Genomic DNA, 18778 nt, shown 5'->3' on the forward strand with positions numbered 1-18778 from the left:
TAATATGACAACACCACAGGTTCTCACCATCGCCGGTTCGGACAGTGGCGGCGGAGCCGGTATTCAGGCGGATATTAAAACCTTCCAAATGCGCGGCGTATTCGGTACTTCCGTGGTTACCGCCGTCACGGCGCAAAATACTTTAGGCGTCTTCGATATTCATCCGATTCCGGCGACGACCATTCAAGCGCAATTAAAAGCGGTTGCGGAGGATTTCACTCTTGGTTCGGCGAAAATCGGTATGTTAGGTAATGCGGAGATTATCGCCTGCGTCGCAGAAGGATTGGAACAATATCCGTTGCCGAATATCGTATTGGATCCCGTGATGATCGCCAAAGGCGGCACTCCGCTTCTGCAACAAAACGCCGTTGCCGCGCTGAAAAAATTAATCCTCCCTAAAGCGTATATCGTCACGCCCAATATTCCCGAAACGGAAGCGCTGACCGGCATTAAAATTCAAAACCATCAATCCGTTTTCGACGCTGCGCAGATTTTACTCGAATCCGGGGTGAAAAACGTAGTGATTAAAGGCGGACACAGCCAAGATTCGAAAAGCGCGGTCTGTACGGACTGGATTTTTACGCCGCAAGGCAATTTCACATTGGAATCTCCGCGTTTCGATACCCGTCACACCCACGGTACCGGCTGCACGTTTTCCGCCTGTATCGCTGCGGAGCTGGCAAAAGGTTGCAGCGTAGAACAAGCCGTTCGCACCGCGAAGAGCTACATTACCGCCGCTATTCGTCATCCGTTAAATATCGGGCACGGCCACGGGCCGACCAATCATTGGGCATATTCTCATGAATAAAATTAAATCCATGCTTTCCGTTTATTTTATCGCCGGTTCGCAAGATTGCCGTCACTTACCCGGTTCGCCGGTGGAAAATCTGTTGAATATTTTACAGCAGGCGTTAGAAGCCGGTATCACCTGTTTTCAATTTCGTGAAAAAGGCGAACGTTCGCTGGCACAGAATCCGCAGTTAAAACACCGGCTGGCTCTGCAATGCCAACAGTTATGCCGACAATTTAACGTGCCCTTTATCATCAATGACGACATCGGACTGGCATTAGCCATTCGGGCGGACGGCATTCATGTAGGGCAAAAAGATACGGCGGTCGAACGCATTTTATCCCGTGCCGACTATCGTCCCATTATCGGGTTGTCCATCAACACGCTAGAACAGGCGCAAGCTAATAAAGAACGGCTGGGTATCGACTATTTCGGTATCGGGCCGATTTTCGCCACCCAGTCCAAAGCGGACCACGCCCCTGCGGTGGGCATGGAATTTATCCGACAAATACATGAACTCGGCATAGACAAACCCTGTGTCGCCATCGGCGGTATTCACGAAGATAATACGGCGGAAATACGTCGTTTAGGAGCGAACGGCGTCGCCGTAATTTCCGCCATTACAAGATCCAACGACATCGCCCGCACCGTACAAAACTTAGCTTGCCATTCATAACTAAAAGTGCGGTCGGAATCCGGTAAGTTTTGCTGATGAATAAAAACCTTTAAAATTGCGACCGCACTTTTTGCTTTAACAGGTATGATAAAAACGATAAGATAACGCTCATACTCATTACAAGGAGCAAGCAGCATGCCATTTAATCTGAAAAACCGTCATTTATTAAGTTTAGTTCACCATACCCCCCGCGAAATTCAGTTTTTACTCGACTTGGCGCGGGAGTTAAAACACGCCAAATATACCGGCACGGAACAACCGCGTTTGAAAGGAAAAAATATTGCCTTAATCTTTGAAAAAACCTCCACCCGCACGCGTTGTTCCTTTGAAGTGGCGGCTTATGATCAAGGCGCGAATGTGACATATCTTGATCCCGTTTCCTCTCAAATCGGACATAAAGAAAGTATTAAAGACACGGCGCGCGTACTGGGGCGTTTATACGACGCTATCGAATATCGCGGTTTCAGTCAGCAAATTGTGAAGGATTTGGCAAAATATTCCGGCGTGCCGGTATTTAACGGGTTAACCGACGAATTCCATCCGACCCAAATGCTGGCGGACGTACTCACTATGCTGGAACACAGTACCAAACCGCTGAACGAAATCAGCTATGTTTATATCGGCGACGCCCGCAATAATATGGGGAACTCGTTGCTGTTAATCGGTGCTAAATTGGGCATGGATGTGCGGATTTGCGCGCCGAAAGCATTGCTGCCGGAAGAAAAACTGGTTGTCATGTGCCGGGAATTTGCCGAAGAAACCGGCGCACGCATTACAGTGACGGAGGATATTGATACGGCGGTGCGCAATGTGGATTTCGTACACACCGATATTTGGGTGTCTATGGGCGAACCGCTTGAAGCCTGGGGCGAACGTATTGATTTGCTGATGCCGTATCAGGTAACGCTGGACTTAATGAAACGTACAGGCAATCCCGGCGTGAAGTTTATGCACTGTTTACCGGCGTTTCACAACTGCGAAACCAAAGTAGGACAGGAAATTGCGGCAAAATATCCGGCGCTGGCAAACGGTATTGAGGTCACCGAAGAGGTGTTCGAAAGCCCGATGAATATTGCCTTCGAACAGGCGGAAAATCGTATGCATACCATTAAAGCCGTAATGGTTGCTTCATTGGCTTAACAGAAACACCCTGACAAAAACTCAGTAAAAAATCACCGCACTTTTGCAACATGCAAATGCGGTGATTTTTCTTTTTCGATTCGAAACGGATAAGCATACATTAAATCATGTTGCATTATTCCAATTCGGCCAACATACCCAATACCATTTCGCAAGACTGTTTAGCGGCAATAGGCAGAAATTCTTCAAAAGACATACCGGCTTCGCCGTCACCCGCATCGGAAATCGCCCGCACCACCACAAAAGGTACGCCGAAAGCATGACATACATGGGCAATCGCCGCTGCTTCCATCTCCACTGCGGTAACGGGTGGAAAATCCGCTTTAATTTGTGCCAAACGTTCACCGCCGGCAATAAAACTATCGCCGGAACAAATTAACCCTTGTTTAACGCGACGACCTTGTTTTTGTGCGATCTTCTCTGCAAGTGCGGTCAATTTTTCATCCGATTTAAAGGTGGCGGGGCAAGCGGGCAACTGCCCCTTGGCATAACCGAAAGCCGTGACGTCCGCATCATGGTAAGCGGTTTCCGTAGAGATAACGATGTCTCCCACTTTCAGCCCTTGCGCTACGCCGCCGGCAGAACCGGTATTAATAACCACATCCGGCTTGAAACCCTGTAACAATACCGTTGTACCGATTGCCGCCGCAACTTTCCCTATTCCTGATTGTAACAAAACGACGCTTTTTCCGTTAACTTCGCCTTCAAAAACAACCGCACTTCCTATTTTGTGTTCGGTTTTATCGGTCATTAGACCGGCTAAAATTTCCACTTCCTGTGCCATCGCACCGACGATACCAATTTTCATTCCGCTTTTTCTCTTGTTAATTGTTTAACTAAATAATCCATCACGGCGAAGGTGTAATCATCATTATATAACGTGCTGTTAGTTAAGGCGTATTTGCCCTGAATCACCACGAAAGGATAGGTAAATACACCGTATTTTTCCGTCATGTCCACCATATCGTTGAGCGCAGCGGAAATTTCCGGCGAATCATACATTTCTTTAAACGTTCGCCCGTCCACTCCTTTTTTTTCCAGCCATCTCAGCAAATTATTCATTTTGGACAATTTATTGTACATATGTTTGTCGGAGGTCTCCAACAGCAGGCTGTCCGAAACATCCTCGCGTCCCACCGCTTTCAGGCTGTAAAATGTCCGTGCCGAAAACTGCGCTTTGGGTAACGCGATCGGATAATTTTTTACCATGACTTGATTCGAATTAAGTTGCGCATACAGTTCCAGTACGTCCTGAACATCGGAACAATTGCGGCAATCGTAATCAAAAAACGACTGCACTAAAATCTTATTATCCGTTCTTTCATCTGTTTTAATCGGCGAGCTATAGGAAAAATAATCTTTTCCCTCCTTAAAACGAAGTTTCCCTACGCCAAAAGAATCCGCCGCATTCTTGGCAAATGCGGAAGGAATCAATAACAGCAGTAAAGAATAGCGCCAGAATTTCATCATTTAATTCGCCATAGGCTCGATATAATCCACCAACAACTGTACATCACGATTGCCACGAAATTCATTAATATCCAATTTATAGACCAGTTTCGCCGCCCGTACCGAAAGATCGGGATAATAACGGGTGTCGATATTGAAAGCGATAGCGTCCAGCAACTGTCCGCCCTGCTTCGGTTCTACCAACATTTTAAGATGACGTTCCCCCACCAGCCGCTGCTGAAGGATTTTAAATTCGCCGTCGAATACCGGTTCGGGAAAAGACTGACCCCAAGGTCCGCCGGCACGCAACGTTTCGGCCGTTTGAATATTTAATTGCGGCGGTGTTAATTCGCCGTCCGTCCATAATGTGCCTTTTAATTCGTCTTTACCGATCCATTCGGTTACCACTTCATCAAAAACTTGTCGGAATCGTTCGAATAATGCTTCGTGAATACTTAATCCCGCCGCCATCGCATGTCCGCCGAATTTCAAAATCATATCGGGATAGCGACTATGCACGCGTTCGAGCAAATCACGCATATGTACGCCTTCTACCGAACGTGCGGATCCTTTTAGCACGCCGTTGCCGTCCTGGGCAAAAGCAACTACGGGACGATGAAACTGATCTTTAATGCGGGAAGCCAGAATACCTAACACGCCCTGATGCCAGTCCGCCTGATACAATACCATGCCGAGCGGTAATTCCCGGCGAAGTGCGGTCAGATTCCGGCAAATATCCAACGCCTCCTGCTTCATACCCTGCTCGATTTCTTTACGGGTTTGGTTTAAGTCGTCCAGTTCTAACGCCAAGGCACGCGCGCGTTCCATGGAATCCGCCAGTAATAATTCCACACCGACGGACATATTATCTAGCCGCCCGGCGGCATTGAGACGTGGCGCGATGGAATAACCTAAATCTCCCGCGGTCAGTTGGGTGATGTCTTTATTCGCCACTTCCGCCAACGCCCGAATACCGTAATGACAGCGTTTCGCTCTGATTCGTGCTAACCCCTGATAAGCCAAAATACGATTGTTCTGATCCAAAGGCACTACATCGGCGATAGTGCCCAATGCCACGATATCCAACAATTCAGTGAAATTAGGTTGAGTTTTATTATCAAACCGCCCCATTTCGCGCAGTTTGGAGCGCAATGCCAGCATGACATAAAATGCCACGCCGACACCTGCCAGAGATTTGGAAGGAAAGGTACAACCGTCCAGATTCGGATTGACAATCGCATCCGCAACAGGCAGCGTTTCCGGCGGTAAATGGTGATCGGTTATCAGAACTTTCACGCCGTGTCGTTTCAAATATGCTACGCCTTCGTGGGAAGATACGCCGTTATCTACGGTAATCAACAGTTCAACGCCCTGTTGCAACGCCATCTCCGCGACGGCAACGCTCAGTCCGTACCCCTGTTCGAAACGGTTGGGAATTAAAAAATTCACGTCCGTGAATCCCAATCGGCGCAAAGCCAATACCGTTAACGCCGTACTGGTAGCGCCGTCCGCATCGAAATCCCCTACAATCACGATCTTGCGATGTTGAAATTCTGTCAACAAATTGACCGCACTTTCCATACCGGATAACAAATTCGGATTCAGCATCGATGCCAAAGTGCGGTCTAATTCTTGTGCATTCTGAATATGGCGGGCGCGGTAAAGACGATCAAGCAAAGGATCGCTGCACACCGGCATGCCGTTTGGCAATGGACGTCGTTGAATAATTTTGTTCACGAATGGTTATGACTCTTAAAAATAAAGCCGTTGAACTCAACAGCTTTTTCAATTTCGATTAACAATGCTGTGTTTCCAAGATTTTTCCGGCGAAACCGGGCTTTCCGGAAAAATCATCCCTTTTATGCCACAGCGGAAAAAAGGACTGTTTGCCGTTTATTATAGGCGGTAACGGCTTTTTTTCAAGCCGGAAAGCCGTACGAATTAGCCCTCAAGGACGGCTAACAGCTGTGCGGGCGGTAAATATCCGCCGATTAATTCACCGTTTGCCGTGACGATGCTCGGCGTACCGCGCACTCCCATTTTTACGCCTAACTCATAATGTTTTTTGACGACATCAGGCATTTTTAGCTGCTTAGGATAATTACCGTTCTCCGCATCATTGAACGCCTGCACTTTATCTTGCGCGGTGAAAACCGCTTCCATTCTATGTGCGTTTTCATCCATACCGCCGCGCGGGAAAGCCAAATAACGGACGGTTATGCCCAAGTCGTTATATTCTTTGATCTGTTCGTGCATTTTGTGGCAGTACACGCATGACGTGTCGAAGAAAACCGTTACGACGTGTTTTTCCTGTTTTGCGGGATAAACAATCATGCTGTTTTTATAGCTTTCCACTGTTCCCATCAAGGATTTCGCCGTCATATCCACCGGACCTTTATCGGTTAATTCGAACAATTTTCCCTGCAAAACGTATTTGCCGTCTTCGCTGACGTACAATATTCCTTCTTCCGTATCCACGGCTTTTACCCCTTTAATCGGCGAAGGTTTGATTTCAATCCGGGTCGCCCCTAATTTTTTCAGATTTTGCTGAATGACCGAATCATCCGCCATCACATTGACGGACAGTGCCGCCGCCGAAAGTGCGGTCAAAAAAAGTGAAATTTTGCCCATTATTCGTTTCCTGTTTTGTTCCTAAATCCGACTGCTTAAATCATCGAATTATAACGGGATTGCATAATTGTACAAGAAAAAGGTGAAGAAATATCCGTGATTAAAAACATAAACGGTGTAGAAAAAACGCCTGAAATAGCCTATAATCACGCCTTATTTTTCTCAGTGAAATCAAGACAATGTTTGAAATTAATCCGGTAAAACACAAAATTACAGATCTCGCCTCCCGCACTGACGCGCTTAGGGGGTATCTTTGACTTCGATGCCAAAGTGGAACGTTTAGAAGAAGTCAATGCCGAACTGGAGCAACCCGATGTGTGGAACGAACCCGAAAAAGCGCAGGCTTTAGGCAAAGAACGTTCTTCCTTAGAAGCGGTTGTAGACACCATTAAAAAGCTTGACCAAGGCTTGGAAGACGTTGACGGCCTGTTGGAATTGGCGGTTGAAGGCGAAGACCAAGAAACCTTTGACGAAGCCGTTGCCGAATTAGACGAATTGGAACAACAATTAGCCAAATTAGAATTCCGCCGTATGTTCAGCGGCGAACACGACGCTTGCGATTGTTATGTGGATCTGCAAGCGGGTTCCGGCGGCACGGAGGCGCAGGACTGGACGGAAATGTTATTACGTATGTATTTGCGCTGGGCGGAAAGTAAAGGTTTTAAAACCGAATTAATGGAAGTATCCGACGGCGATGTGGCGGGCTTAAAATCCGCTACGGTGAAAGTGTCGGGCGAATACGCTTTCGGTTGGTTGCGTACCGAAACGGGCATTCACCGTTTAGTCCGTAAATCGCCTTTTGACAGCAACAACCGCCGTCATACGTCTTTTGCCGCCGCCTTTGTTTACCCCGAAATTGACGATGACATCGACATCGACATCAATCCGGCGGATTTGCGTATCGACGTCTATCGTGCCTCCGGCGCCGGCGGTCAGCATGTAAACCGAACCGAAAGTGCGGTACGAATTACCCATATTCCAAGCGGCATTGTAGTGCAGTGTCAAAATGACCGCTCTCAACACAAAAACAAAGATCAATGTATGAAGCAGTTGAAAGCGAAACTGTACGAAATGGAATTACAAAAGAAAAACGCCGATAAGCAAGCTCTGGAAGATTCTAAATCCGACATCGGTTGGGGCAGCCAAATCCGTTCTTATGTACTGGACGATTCCCGTATCAAAGATTTGCGTACAGGCGTGGAAAACCGCAATACCCAAGCGGTCCTCGACGGCGATTTGGATCGTTTTATCGAAGCCAGTTTAAAAGCGGGATTGTAATCGTACTACTTCTCTGCCAAATTCAATTAAACAGTTAAAAATATGAACGGTGGGCAAGCTCGCCCTCCTATCTAATTACAAGGTAACCCAAAAATGTCAGAACAACAAAATACAGAATTAGACTTTCACGGTGAAATGGCGGTGCGTCGCGAAAAATTAGCGGCGTTACGTGCAAAAGGCAACGCCTTTCCGAACACTTTCCGCCGTGATGCGTTAGCGCAGGATTTGCATCATCAATACGACGAAACGGACGGCGAACAATTAAAAGAAAAGAACCCTCAGGTTGCTGTCGCCGGCCGTATTATGACCCGTCGGGCCATGGGTAAAGCTACGTTTATCACCATTCAGGATATGAGCGGCAAAATTCAGCTTTATGTAGCATGCGACAACCTGCCGGAAGGCGTTTACGCGGAAGATGTAAAAAGCTGGGATTTGGGCGACATTGTCGGCATCAAAGGCACGTTATTCAAAACAAAAACCAACGAATTAACCGTAAAAGCCCACGAAGTACAATTACTCACCAAAGCGCTTCGTCCGCTGCCGGACAAATTCCACGGCTTAAGCGACCAAGAAACCCGTTATCGTCAACGTTATCTAGACTTAATTTCTAACGAAGAATCCCGCCGCACTTTTGTCATTCGTTCAAAAGTGATCGCCGGTATTCGCGAATACTTTATCGGCAAAGGGTTCATCGAAGTGGAAACGCCAATGCTGCAAGTGATCCCGGGCGGCGCGGCGGCACGTCCGTTCGTGACGCACCACAACGCTTTAGACATTGATATGTATTTACGTATTGCGCCGGAACTTTACTTAAAACGTTTAGTCGTCGGCGGTTTCGAACGCGTATTCGAACTCAACCGCAATTTCCGTAACGAAGGGGTTTCCGTACGCCACAATCCGGAATTTACTATGATCGAATACTATCAAGCCTATGCGGATTACCACGATTTAATGGATAACACGGAAGAATTGTTACGCAAACTGGCGTTGGATATTTTAGGCACCACCATCGTGCCTTACGGTGAATATGAATTCGATTTCGGCAAACCGTTCGAACGCATCACTATGCACGATGCGGTGCTTAAATACGGCGCAGAAAAAGGTATTGTCAAAGAAGATTTATATGATTTAGAACGCGCCAAAGCCGCGGCGACAAAACTCGGCATTGAAATTCAAAAATCCTGGGGATTAGGTTCCGTTGTGAACGCGATTTTCGAAGAAGTGGCGGAACATCATTTAATTCAGCCGACCTTCTTAACGGCGCATCCTGCGGAAATTTCACCGTTGGCACGCCGTAACGACGAAAATCCGGAGGTGACCGATCGTTTCGAATTATTTATCGGCGGTCGTGAAATCGGTAACGGTTTTTCGGAATTAAACGATGCGGAAGACCAGGCTGAACGTTTCGACGCCCAAGTGGCGGCAAAAGACGCGGGCGATGATGAAGCTATGTTCAAAGACGACGATTTCGTCACCGCACTGGAACACGGCCTACCGCCGACAGCCGGCGAAGGTTTGGGTATCGACCGTTTGGCAATGCTGTTCGCCAATGCGCCGTCAATCCGTGATGTGATTTTATTCCCGGCGATGAAACACAAAGCGTAAAAACAGATGAAAAATCAACCGCACTTTTAGATAAAGTGCGGTTCCTTTTTAAGGAGATTTTATGCACGAAATGGCTCTCACTCAAAACATCATCGAAATTGTGGAAGAACAATGCCGCCGTAATCACGTAAATAAAGTTACGGATATTTGGTTGGAAATCGGTCCGCTTTCCTGTGTGGAGCCTGATGCCATCACATTTTGTTTTGACGTATACAGCAAAGATACGGTGATGGAAAATTGCAAGATCCATTTTATTCCCGTGCCCGCTCTCGCCTATTGCTGGCATTGTGAAAAAACGGTGAAAATCAAAACCCATCATGACGCCTGCCCCGAATGCGGCGGTGTTCATCTGCAAAAACAAGGGGGCGATGAGTTGCGGATTAAGGAAATCGCGGTGGAATAAAAAATACGCGATAAAATAAATAAAGTGCGGTCAAAAAGTTGAACGTTTTTTACTGCAAAACGATTTCAAATCCAACCGCACTTTTCCGCGCTTCAGCGGTTAATTAAAATTTGCCAGCACTTCCCGCATCACGCCGACGCCACTTCGCAGAATGAATAAACTTAATATCGCACTTGCCGCTACATCCACCCATTGCCAGCCGAGAAAATACGCACTCAACCCCGCAACGACAGCCACGACGGAACCGAATAAATCCGCCAGCACATGCAAATAGGCCGCTTTTACATTGAGATTTTCCCGATTGCTTTTCAGCATAATCCATGCCACCAGAACATTCACTAATAACCCGATTACCGCTACGCCGAGCATAGGCAGCGCCTGAATTTCGGGCGGCGCCCGCCAGCGTTGAACGGCTTCCGTCAGAATCAGAGCGGCCACGACAATCAGCGACGCCGCGTTAAGCAATGCAAACCACTGTTGTTTTCGTTCGGATAAAAACAAAGCGATCAGCGCAAGCAACAACGACAAACTATCGTTTGCCATATGCCCGGCATCCGCCATTAACGTCAGGCTGTTAAACAGCCAGCCGCCGATAAATTCCACCACCGTGTAACCGGCAATTACGGCAAAACTCCACGCCAGAATTTTGCGATCTTGCGGAATATGATTATGACTGTGCCCGTGATGATGTCCCTGTTCCGGGCAATGATGTTGATACCCCATAACGACCTCCCGTTGTCGGAAAATTTAACTTGGGATACACTATAAAGGTCGTAGCGACTACGGGGTCAATCATTTTATGGAGAAAAATATGACGGTCAACGAACTCAGCAAACAAAGCGGTATTCATCCGGAAACCATTCGTTATTATGAAAAAACCGGTGTCTTGCCTACGCCGAAACGGCAGGCGAACGGTTATCGCTGTTACGATGACAATACACTGGAGCTGCTCCGCTTCATTAAAACCTGTCGTTCGTTGGGATTTTCCGTGGAAGAAGTCAAACAACTCAATCACATAAAAAGCCACCCTCAGCAACACGGTCTGGCGGATCGAATGATTATACGTCAGTTAGCCAATGTAGAAGAAAAAATTATGCGGCTGAATGAAATCCGCCATTTTCTGCAAAATTTGGTCATGGACGAAGGACACAGCGAAGCGGACTGCAAAGCGCTTCATTTATAACGCGGAGAAACGGATTCACTTGTCAATCTCAACCGAATTGCCGAAACAAAGCAGCTCAATTTGCATTCGCCGCAACCGTTACAGGCGTTATGGTTCAGTTGTAAATCGGCGGAAATGGCCTGTTGCGGGCAACGTTCCTGACAAACGGTGCAGGCTTGGTTTTGTTTTATCAAACAATTTTCCGAAAAGTGCGGTCGAAATTCCGTATCTTTTTTAAAGGCGGGATGCAGTGCGTGAGTCGAACAACTTTCCGCACATTTTCCGCATAAATCGCAAGCGGCGTAATCTAATTCCAGCACGGCTTTTTGCCCGTAAAGGCGAATCAAATGATAGGGGCAGGCAGCAACACATTCGCCGCACCCGTTACAAGCCGCAAGAAATAACGCTTCCTCCGCCGCGAAAGGCGGGCGTGCCGCCAAACGGGATTCGCCGCTCTGCGCCGCCTGTTCTATCGGATGAAAAACGCCGCGCAACAATCCCCGCCGGGAAATGCGGTTACAGGCTAAATACGCCTCATAATATCGTTCGTTTTTCCCTTGCATAGTCATCCCCTGCCCTGTCGTTACCGATAAAGCTGCGGCCGGTTCGGCTGAAGTTTAAGCTGTTGCTGCCAGCCTTCTAAAGTTTGTCGGGCAAGCAACGCCATCCCCTGATAAAAAGGATAATCCGTTTGTTCGGCAATCAAGTCCAGACAACGATATGCCCACGTAACAAAATGCTCGCTCAGAAATTCGCTCAGATATTCCGGTTTGGTTTCCGCCAAATAAGCGGCAAGCATAAACATTAACCCCAGATGATCTTCCGGTTCGTTTTGGGTTTTGATAAATTCAATATGGCGAACAGCCAAAAATTCGCGTAATGCCAGTAAAGAATCGCCGAAAATCACCGATTCTTTATCCAAATACACCGAGCCCCAAGGCGGCGCCGGCAAGTCGTTCGGACCGATAAATAAATATTGATAAGCCTGCGACAAATCCTGTTGCATCCCTTTTTCGATTAATGCATGAATAAATTCAGGATTTTCTAACGCCGCCCAATCGTTCAACCAATCCGGTTGTCGAAAAAAATCCAGCACGGGCTGAATCCGTTTATCCTGAGGGGCATAATAAAAGACGGCGCCCAATAAACGACCGCCGATTGAAATCCATTGCAACAATGCGTTATCCATCAAAAAACTTCCTTAAAATTGACCGCACTTTGCTCCGTTAAATCACAAAAAGTGCGGTCGGTTTTCACGTAATTTTCAGCTTGCCGCCATGCCTACCGTCATATGCAAAGCATAAAATAATTCGCGACCGATCATTTCCGCAAATAATACCAAAATGACCGCACTGGCAAGCAATAAAGACTGTTTGCTTTTCAGCAATAACGCACCGGCAATGGCTAACAGACACAGACGTCCTACTTGCTTAACGGCAAAATCCGGTACCAATGCGACGGCCTGTTGTGCCGAGCTGTGTATTTGACTTAACCCGAACCCCTGATAAATTACGATAATCGCCGCCAGGAAAACGCCAATCACATAAAGTAACGGTATACGGCTTTGACCCTCTTCGCGATTTGCCAATAATCCGTAAGCTAAGGCGCTGCCGCCGATAACAACGGTTAAATAAAACTGCCAGGAAGTCAGCGAGCTATTCCAAGTCGGTACGGTGGCGATGTGGTAAACCCGGTCCATCATATACATAAATACTACGCCCGTAAGTGCGGTCAAAATTAACCACATTTTTCCCAAACTTTGCGGCATTTTACCGAACAGGCTCAGTAACCAATATCCTCCCGCCAGTACGAAAAAGAATGCGCCGGAGGCAATTTCATTACTCAGCATAGAAGAACCCACCCGATTGAGAGAATTCAATGCGCGCAACGGCATACCCAAATGTACGACGGAGGCAATAAAACCGATGCCCAGCAATAGCAACGGTATAAACAACGCCTTGTTCCAATAAGCGCGATCTCCGTCGTCGTGACGGCATAAAACAAAAGTTAAAATCAACCATGCGCCCGCCGCACTTTGCGCCAGAACAGTGAAAATCACTAAAGGTAATTCATGTATTTCGTTCATTTTACACCTCTCTTGGATTTGCTAAGAAACCCGTTGTATCACCGCTCGGGCGTGCATGTTTATTCGGTTTCACGATTAAATTCGGTTTTGTGAATTCTGCCGGCGGCAATGGTGCAATAGAGGCTTGTTCTCCGTGTTTCATGCGTAATTCGTTGATAGGTCCGAAATCCAATGCACGCAACGGACAAGCCTCCACGCAAATAGGTTTGTGTCCCTCCTTCACCCGGGAATAACAACCGTCGCATTTAGTCATATGTCCTTTTTTAGCATCAAACTGCGGTGCGTCGTAAGGACAAGCCATGTGACAGTAACGGCAACCGATACAGGTTTCTTCGTTTACGATGACAAAACCCTCTTCGTTTTTATGCATAGCACCGGTAGGACAGACTTTGACACAGGCGGGATCATCGCAGTGGTTGCATGAAACGGACATATAATAAGCAAACACATCTTGATGATAGCAACCATTGTTGTCCTGCATCCAATTACCGCCCGCATATTCATAAATACGGCGGAAATTTACCTCTGTACCTAAATCTTTATAATCCTTACAGGCTAACTCGCAGGTTTTACAACCGGTGCAGCGTTCCGAATCAAAATAAAAGCCATATTGTTCCATAGCTTACTCCTATAATTTTTCTACTTGAACCAGATTAGAATGTTGCGGATTGCCTTTTGCCAACGGGGACGGACGTTGAGTAGTGAGGACGTTAATACAACCCGAATGGTCTATGCCTTGGTTATCCGGCGCGTGCCATGCTCCCTCACCTAACGCCACAACACCCGGGATAATACGGGGTGTCACTTTGGCATGAATACGCACTTCTCCGCGGTCGTTAAACATACGGAGCATATCGCCGTTTTTAATACCGCGTTTTTCCGCATCAAACGGGTTAATCCAGATCTCCTGCGGATTTGCACTTTTCAAAATATCGACGTTACCGTAAGTGGAATGGGTTCTGGCTTTATAATGAAAACCGGTCAATTGCAGCGGATATTTTTCCATTAGCGGATCGCCGTAATGTTCAAAACTGTCTACATGGATCGGCAACGGATGAATCACTTCATCTTCATCCAATTTCCAGGAACGGGCGATTTCGGCCAGGCGGGAAGAATAAATTTCAATTTTACCTGACGGCGTTTTAAGCGGATTGGCCTGCGGATCATCTCTGAATTCTTTGTACGGAATATAAAAGCCTTTCGGATCCACTTTTTTGAAGATGCCTTGAGTGCGAAATTCGTCAAAAACAGGCAACTCCGGCAGTTGTTCCCGCGACTGTCGATAAATGTAACGCAACCATTCCTCCTGTGTTCGATCTTCGGTAAATTGCTGTTTCACACCTAACTTTTCCGATAGATCGGATAACATGTCGTAAATATTGCGACATTCAAAAGAAGGTTTCACCGCTTGATCGGCAAAAATGACATAACTCATATTCGCTACATAGCCGTCCAAACAGAAATCCATTTGTTCCGAAGTCATGCAGTCGGGTAAAACAATATCACTGTATTTAGCCGTTGACGTCATGTGATTATCGATGGTTACAATCATTTCGCACAGGCTTTCGTCCTGCAAAATCTCATGTGTCCGATTAATATCCGCATGTTGATTGGTTAAACAGTTACCCGCATAATTCCAAATAAATTTAATCGGTGCGGTTAATCTTTCCACTCCGCGAATACCGTCGGTTTTAGCGGTCATTTCCGTCGCCCGGGTGATGGCGTCCGTCCACAGGAACATCGGTATACTGGCTTTTACCGGATTGGTTAATGTCGGCATCATTACGAAAGGCACGCCGTAAGAACTTTCTCTGGCACCGGTGTTTCCACCGCTAATCCCAACGTTACCGGTTAAAATCGGCAGCATGGCGATAGCGCGGGAAATAATCTCACCGTTACTGCGGCGTTGCGGCCCCCATCCCTGTGAGATATAAGCAGGTTTAGTCGACCCGATTTCGCGGGCAAGCCTAATAATACGTTCCGCCGGAATTCCGGTAATTTTGGCCGCCCATTCGGGAGTTTTGGCAATACCGTCTTCGCCTTGACCTAGAATATAGGCTTTATAATGCCCGTTTTGAGGTGCGTCGGCCGGTAGTGTGTTTTCATCATATCCGACGCAGTATTTATCCAAAAACGGTTGATCCACTAACTCCTCGGTTATCATGACATAAGCCAGTGCCGACACTAACGCCGCATCGGTACCGGGGCGAATCGGAATCCATTCGTCTTCTTTACCGACACCGGTATCGGTATAACGAGGGTCGATCACAATCAGTTTGGCATTGGATTTTGCTTTTGCCTGTTGAATACAGTAAGTCAAGCCGCCGCCGCTCATACGGGTTTCGGCCGGATTATTGCCGAACAGAACCACTAATTTTGTGTTTTCAATATCCGCCATACCGTTACCGAGCACCCAACCGCCGCCATAGGTATAATCCAAGCCTACGCTGATTTGTGCCGTACTGTAGTCGCCGTAATGGTTTAAATAACCGCCGATACAATTCATTAAACGGGCAATAAGCGTCGAACCCGGCGGCCATGATTTCGTTACCGTACCGCCCAGCGTTCCCGTACCATAATTCAAATAAATACTCTCATTACCGTATTGAGCGATATTCTTCTGCAAAGACTGAGCGATTTCCGTTAATGCTTCATCCCAGGAAATGCGTTTAAATTTTCCTTCTCCCCTTTTTCCGATTCGTTTCATCGGATATTTCAAACGATCCGGATTATATACCCGACGACGCATTGAACGCCCACGCAGGCAGGCTCTCACTTGATGATCAAGATTATAGGTTTCGCTTCCCGTATTATCTGTTTCCACATAAATGATTTGATCATCTTTCACGTGCATACGCAAAGGACAACGGCTACCGCAATTTACCGTGCAGGCGCTCCAAACGACCTTTTCATCTGCCCCTGCAGTCGACGTAATAGATTGATTTCCGGCTTTCGTCGCAAACGGAATACTAATACCTGCCGATGCGGCAAATGCCGTCAGACCGGTTGTTTTAATAAAACGACGTCGTGTCGTATTCGAATTAAGATCTAGATGATTCATCGTTAATTACTCCTTAAGGGCAACCCTATAATTTTTCTATCCGTACCAGATTAGAATGCTGCGGATTGCCTTTTGCCAGCGGGGACGGACGTAAAGTAGTCAAAACATTTACACAACCGTTATGATCCACTTTATCGCCGAACATATTGGCTTTATGCCATGCCCCCTGTCCCATACCCAACACGCCGGGCATTATTCGAGGCGTAATTTTTACCGGGATACGCGTTTCACCGATTTCATTAAATACGCGAACCGTTTCACCGTCCGTTAACGTTAACCGTTGCGCATCAATAGGATTTATCCACATTTCTTGCGGACAGGCGGATTCTAAAACATCAATATTGCCATAAGTGGAGTGCGTGCGGGATTTATAATGGAAACTTACTAATTGAAACGGATATTTTTCTCTCTTCGGATCATCCCATCCGTTAAAACCGCTATGATAAATCGGTAACGGATGAATTACTTCATCTTCTTTTAACTCCCATGTCGCAGCAATTTCCGCCAACCGTTCGGAATAAATTTCGATTTTTCCCGAAGGTGTTTTTAACGGATTGGCTTCCGGATCCTCGCGGAATTTTTGATACGCAACTAAATGACCGTTAGGATCTTGGCGTTTATACACGCCCATTTGTTTAAGTTCATCATAACTTGGTAAAGTTGCGTCTTTCTCCTGCATTCGGCTGTATAAAAATTGCAACCACTGCTCTTGTGTTCTACCGCCTTCCGTGAATTTATCGTAGACATCCTGTCCCAAGCGTTTAGCTATTTCACAACAAATATCATAAATACCTCGCCGTTCAAATTTGGCAGAAGTAGCAGGCTGGCTGAAAATCAAATACCCCATATTGCCGGCATAATCATTCGGTACAATATCTTCTTGCTCTGTCGTCATTAAATCGGGCAAGAGAATATCCGCATATTTAGCCGAATCCGTCATGAAATTTTCGATTACTACGATCATTTCACATTTTTTATCGTCCGATAAAATTTCATGAGTTCGATTAATATCACTATGTTGATTCGTAATACAGTTGCCTGCGTAATTCCACATAAATTTGATCGGAACGTCTAATTTATCTTTTCCTTGAACCCCATCTTTCAAAGCCGTCATTTGATCGCCGTGATCAATGGCATCGGTCCAAGAGAATACGGAGATTTTCGCTTTCACCGGATTTTCCAGTACCGGCAAACGTTGAATTGGAGGATAAAAAGAGCCTTCCCGTGCGCCGGAATTCCCGCCGCTAATTCCGACGTTTCCGGTTAAAATGGCTAACATCGCCACCGCACGACAAGCCAATTCACCATTGGATTGACGTTGTAATCCCCAACCTTGAGCAATATAACAAGGTTTGGTCGTACCTATTTCTCTGGCTAAACGAATAATTTTGGCTGCGGGAATACCTGTAATTTTAGCCGCCCATTCGGGCGTTTTTTCAACGCCGTCATCCCCTTGGCCTAAAATATAAGCCTTATAATGTCCATTCGCCGGCGCAGATGCCGGTAATGTTTTTTCATCATAACCAACACAATATTTATCTAAAAATACCTGATCAACCAGATTTTCAGTAATCATTACATGCGCCATACCCGCTACTAGTGCGGCGTCCGTCCCCGGACGAATCGGAATCCATTCGTCTTCACGACCTGAGGCGGTATCCGTATAGCGAGGATCAATGACAATCAATTTTGCGTTGGAACGTTCTCGGGCTTGCTCTAAGTGATAAGTAATCCCTGCACCGCTCATACGGGTTTCCATCGGATTATTACCGAAAAATACCACCAGTTTCGAATTGACGATATCGGAGGTACTGTTTCCCACATTGGAACCGTAGGTAAACGGCATTGCCCGGGCAATTTGTGCGGTACTGTATGAACCATAATAGCTTAATAGCCCGCCATAACAATTCATCAGTCGGGTAAATAATGAAGCAAAGGGTGAAGAGCGGGTCATATTTCCTCCCACAATTCCTGAGGCATAATTATTGTAGACCGCTTCATTACCGTAATCTTTTACAATACGCTTAAGATTATCGGCAATCGTATCTAATGCTTCGTCCCAACTGATACGCTGAAACTTACCTTCTCCGCGTTTTCCGATACGCTTCATGGGATATTTCAAACGATCGGGATGATTCATTCGGTAGCGCATTGAACGACCGCGTAGGCATGCCCGAATTTGATGATTACCATATTCATCATCACCGGAGTTGTCGGTTTCTACCCAGCGAACCTCATCATTTTTAACATGTAACCGTAAAACACAACGGCTACCGCAGTTCACCGAACACAAAGACAGAACCTCTTTATCATCCTGCATATTTTTAATCGGAATTGTCTCCGCTTTAACTTGAAGTGGAAGATTTATTCCTGCCGATACGGTAAGTGCGGTCATTCCGCTTGCTTTAATAAAGCTTCGGCGCGTTGTTTTCGGATTGAGTTCTTGATTGTTCATCATTAATCTCTCCTTAAAGATAGAATTTGTTATCCTTCTGCC

At 46.6% G+C, this 18778-nt stretch carries 18 protein-coding genes; 7 read left to right on the forward strand and 11 right to left on the reverse strand.

Going from position 1 to position 18778, the window contains the following annotated elements; translation table 11 throughout:
- The first annotated feature begins 4 nt into the window (after window positions 1-4).
- The 3 genes from thiD (at window position 5) to ASUC_RS07845 (ending at window position 2606) form a co-directional block, all read left to right on the forward strand.
- Window positions 5-808 (forward strand): bifunctional hydroxymethylpyrimidine kinase/phosphomethylpyrimidine kinase, encoded by an 804-nt coding sequence (gene thiD / locus ASUC_RS07835; RefSeq protein WP_012073242.1) that lies wholly within the window; start codon window positions 5-7, stop codon window positions 806-808.
- Window positions 801-1466, forward strand: a complete 666-nt coding sequence (thiE, locus tag ASUC_RS07840; protein WP_012073243.1) for a thiamine phosphate synthase — start codon at window positions 801-803, stop codon at window positions 1464-1466. Before thiD ends, thiE begins: the two co-directional genes overlap by 8 nt.
- Window positions 1467-1601: 135 nt before the next feature.
- Window positions 1602-2606, forward strand: a complete 1005-nt coding sequence (locus ASUC_RS07845) for an ornithine carbamoyltransferase (protein ID WP_012073244.1) — start codon at window positions 1602-1604, stop codon at window positions 2604-2606.
- 115 nt (window positions 2607-2721) lie between these two features.
- Here ASUC_RS07845 and ASUC_RS07850 read toward each other — a convergent pair whose 3' ends face one another.
- The 4 genes from ASUC_RS07850 to dsbC form a co-directional block, all read right to left on the reverse strand.
- On the reverse strand, window positions 2722-3414 hold the full coding sequence (locus tag ASUC_RS07850; protein ID WP_012073245.1) for a 5'-methylthioadenosine/adenosylhomocysteine nucleosidase: 693 nt from the start codon (window positions 3412-3414) through the stop codon (window positions 2722-2724).
- A complete protein-coding gene (locus tag ASUC_RS07855; protein ID WP_012073246.1) occupies window positions 3411-4076 on the reverse strand; it encodes a thiol:disulfide interchange protein DsbA/DsbL in 666 nt (221 codons plus the stop codon). Before ASUC_RS07855 ends, ASUC_RS07850 begins: the two co-directional genes overlap by 4 nt.
- Window positions 4077-5792 (reverse strand): single-stranded-DNA-specific exonuclease RecJ, encoded by a 1716-nt coding sequence (recJ, locus tag ASUC_RS07860; protein WP_041834649.1) that lies wholly within the window; start codon window positions 5790-5792, stop codon window positions 4077-4079.
- Between the two features lie 204 nt (window positions 5793-5996).
- Window positions 5997-6686 carry a bifunctional protein-disulfide isomerase/oxidoreductase DsbC gene (gene dsbC, locus ASUC_RS07865; RefSeq protein WP_012073248.1) on the reverse strand — a complete coding sequence of 230 codons (690 nt, stop codon included), beginning with the start codon at window positions 6684-6686 and terminating at the stop codon, window positions 5997-5999.
- Between the two features lie 179 nt (window positions 6687-6865).
- On the opposite strand from dsbC, the gene prfB reads away from it, so the two are divergent.
- The 3 genes from prfB (at window position 6866) to hypA (ending at window position 9972) form a co-directional block, all read left to right on the forward strand.
- A protein-coding gene (gene prfB / locus ASUC_RS07870; RefSeq protein WP_099045253.1) for a peptide chain release factor 2 occupies window positions 6866-7964 on the forward strand; the annotation gives its coding sequence in 2 pieces (ribosomal slippage) (window positions 6866-6940 and window positions 6942-7964; 1098 coding nt in all).
- Between the two features lie 93 nt (window positions 7965-8057).
- Window positions 8058-9569, forward strand: a complete 1512-nt coding sequence (gene lysS / locus ASUC_RS07875; protein WP_012073250.1) for a lysine--tRNA ligase — start codon at window positions 8058-8060, stop codon at window positions 9567-9569.
- A gap of 61 nt (window positions 9570-9630) precedes the next feature.
- The gene (hypA, locus tag ASUC_RS07880) at window positions 9631-9972 is read left to right on the forward strand and encodes a hydrogenase maturation nickel metallochaperone HypA (protein ID WP_012073251.1); all 342 of its coding nucleotides are present in this window, start codon (window positions 9631-9633) and stop codon (window positions 9970-9972) included.
- A 99-nt stretch (window positions 9973-10071) separates the two neighbouring features.
- Here hypA and ASUC_RS07885 read toward each other — a convergent pair whose 3' ends face one another.
- Window positions 10072-10695 (reverse strand): cation diffusion facilitator family transporter, encoded by a 624-nt coding sequence (locus ASUC_RS07885; RefSeq protein WP_012073252.1) that lies wholly within the window; start codon window positions 10693-10695, stop codon window positions 10072-10074.
- Window positions 10696-10783: 88 nt separating this feature from the next.
- Between ASUC_RS07885 and ASUC_RS07890 the strand changes: the two genes are divergently transcribed.
- The gene (locus tag ASUC_RS07890) at window positions 10784-11155 is read left to right on the forward strand and encodes a MerR family transcriptional regulator (RefSeq protein WP_012073253.1); all 372 of its coding nucleotides are present in this window, start codon (window positions 10784-10786) and stop codon (window positions 11153-11155) included.
- Here ASUC_RS07890 and napF read toward each other — a convergent pair.
- The 6 genes from napF to ASUC_RS07920 form a co-directional block, all read right to left on the reverse strand.
- Window positions 11146-11703, reverse strand: coding sequence for a ferredoxin-type protein NapF (napF, locus tag ASUC_RS07895; protein ID WP_012073254.1), 558 nt, complete (start codon window positions 11701-11703; stop codon window positions 11146-11148). The two genes, ASUC_RS07890 and napF, sit on opposite strands and share 10 nt — an antisense overlap.
- 14 nt (window positions 11704-11717) lie before the next feature.
- On the reverse strand, window positions 11718-12323 hold the full coding sequence (gene dmsD / locus ASUC_RS07900) for a Tat proofreading chaperone DmsD (RefSeq protein WP_012073255.1): 606 nt from the start codon (window positions 12321-12323) through the stop codon (window positions 11718-11720).
- 75 nt (window positions 12324-12398) lie between these two features.
- The gene (locus ASUC_RS07905) at window positions 12399-13220 is read right to left on the reverse strand and encodes a DmsC/YnfH family molybdoenzyme membrane anchor subunit (protein ID WP_012073256.1); all 822 of its coding nucleotides are present in this window, start codon (window positions 13218-13220) and stop codon (window positions 12399-12401) included.
- Window position 13221: 1 nt separating this feature from the next.
- The gene (locus ASUC_RS07910; RefSeq protein ID WP_012073257.1) at window positions 13222-13839 is read right to left on the reverse strand and encodes a DMSO/selenate family reductase complex B subunit; all 618 of its coding nucleotides are present in this window, start codon (window positions 13837-13839) and stop codon (window positions 13222-13224) included.
- Between the two features lie 9 nt (window positions 13840-13848).
- On the reverse strand, window positions 13849-16281 hold the full coding sequence (locus ASUC_RS07915; RefSeq protein ID WP_012073258.1) for a DMSO/selenate family reductase complex A subunit: 2433 nt from the start codon (window positions 16279-16281) through the stop codon (window positions 13849-13851).
- 25 nt (window positions 16282-16306) lie between these two features.
- Window positions 16307-18736, reverse strand: coding sequence for a DmsA/YnfE/YnfF family dimethyl sulfoxide reductase (locus ASUC_RS07920; RefSeq protein WP_041834793.1), 2430 nt, complete (start codon window positions 18734-18736; stop codon window positions 16307-16309).
- Between the last annotated feature and the right edge of the window lie 42 nt (window positions 18737-18778).

Origin of the sequence: Actinobacillus succinogenes 130Z, assembly GCF_000017245.1 — a bacterium.
Classification (GTDB): Bacteria; Pseudomonadota; Gammaproteobacteria; order Enterobacterales; family Pasteurellaceae; genus Exercitatus; species Exercitatus succinogenes.

Coding starts and splice junctions, on each gene's coding strand:
- thiD (WP_012073242.1), top strand. CDS start 5: ATGACAACACCACAGGTTCTCACCATCGCCGGTTCGGACAGTGGCGGC.
- thiE (WP_012073243.1), top strand. CDS start 801: ATGAATAAAATTAAATCCATGCTTTCCGTTTATTTTATCGCCGGTTCG.
- ASUC_RS07845 (WP_012073244.1), top strand. CDS start 1,602: ATGCCATTTAATCTGAAAAACCGTCATTTATTAAGTTTAGTTCACCAT.
- ASUC_RS07850 (WP_012073245.1), bottom strand. CDS start 3,414: ATGAAAATTGGTATCGTCGGTGCGATGGCACAGGAAGTGGAAATTTTA.
- ASUC_RS07855 (WP_012073246.1), bottom strand. CDS start 4,076: ATGATGAAATTCTGGCGCTATTCTTTACTGCTGTTATTGATTCCTTCC.
- dsbC (WP_012073248.1), bottom strand. CDS start 6,686: ATGGGCAAAATTTCACTTTTTTTGACCGCACTTTCGGCGGCGGCACTG.
- lysS (WP_012073250.1), top strand. CDS start 8,058: ATGTCAGAACAACAAAATACAGAATTAGACTTTCACGGTGAAATGGCG.
- hypA (WP_012073251.1), top strand. CDS start 9,631: ATGCACGAAATGGCTCTCACTCAAAACATCATCGAAATTGTGGAAGAA.
- ASUC_RS07885 (WP_012073252.1), bottom strand. CDS start 10,695: ATGGGGTATCAACATCATTGCCCGGAACAGGGACATCATCACGGGCAC.
- ASUC_RS07890 (WP_012073253.1), top strand. CDS start 10,784: ATGACGGTCAACGAACTCAGCAAACAAAGCGGTATTCATCCGGAAACC.
- napF (WP_012073254.1), bottom strand. CDS start 11,703: ATGACTATGCAAGGGAAAAACGAACGATATTATGAGGCGTATTTAGCC.
- dmsD (WP_012073255.1), bottom strand. CDS start 12,323: ATGGATAACGCATTGTTGCAATGGATTTCAATCGGCGGTCGTTTATTG.
- ASUC_RS07905 (WP_012073256.1), bottom strand. CDS start 13,220: ATGAACGAAATACATGAATTACCTTTAGTGATTTTCACTGTTCTGGCG.
- ASUC_RS07910 (WP_012073257.1), bottom strand. CDS start 13,839: ATGGAACAATATGGCTTTTATTTTGATTCGGAACGCTGCACCGGTTGT.
- ASUC_RS07915 (WP_012073258.1), bottom strand. CDS start 16,281: ATGAATCATCTAGATCTTAATTCGAATACGACACGACGTCGTTTTATT.
- ASUC_RS07920 (WP_041834793.1), bottom strand. CDS start 18,736: ATGAACAATCAAGAACTCAATCCGAAAACAACGCGCCGAAGCTTTATT.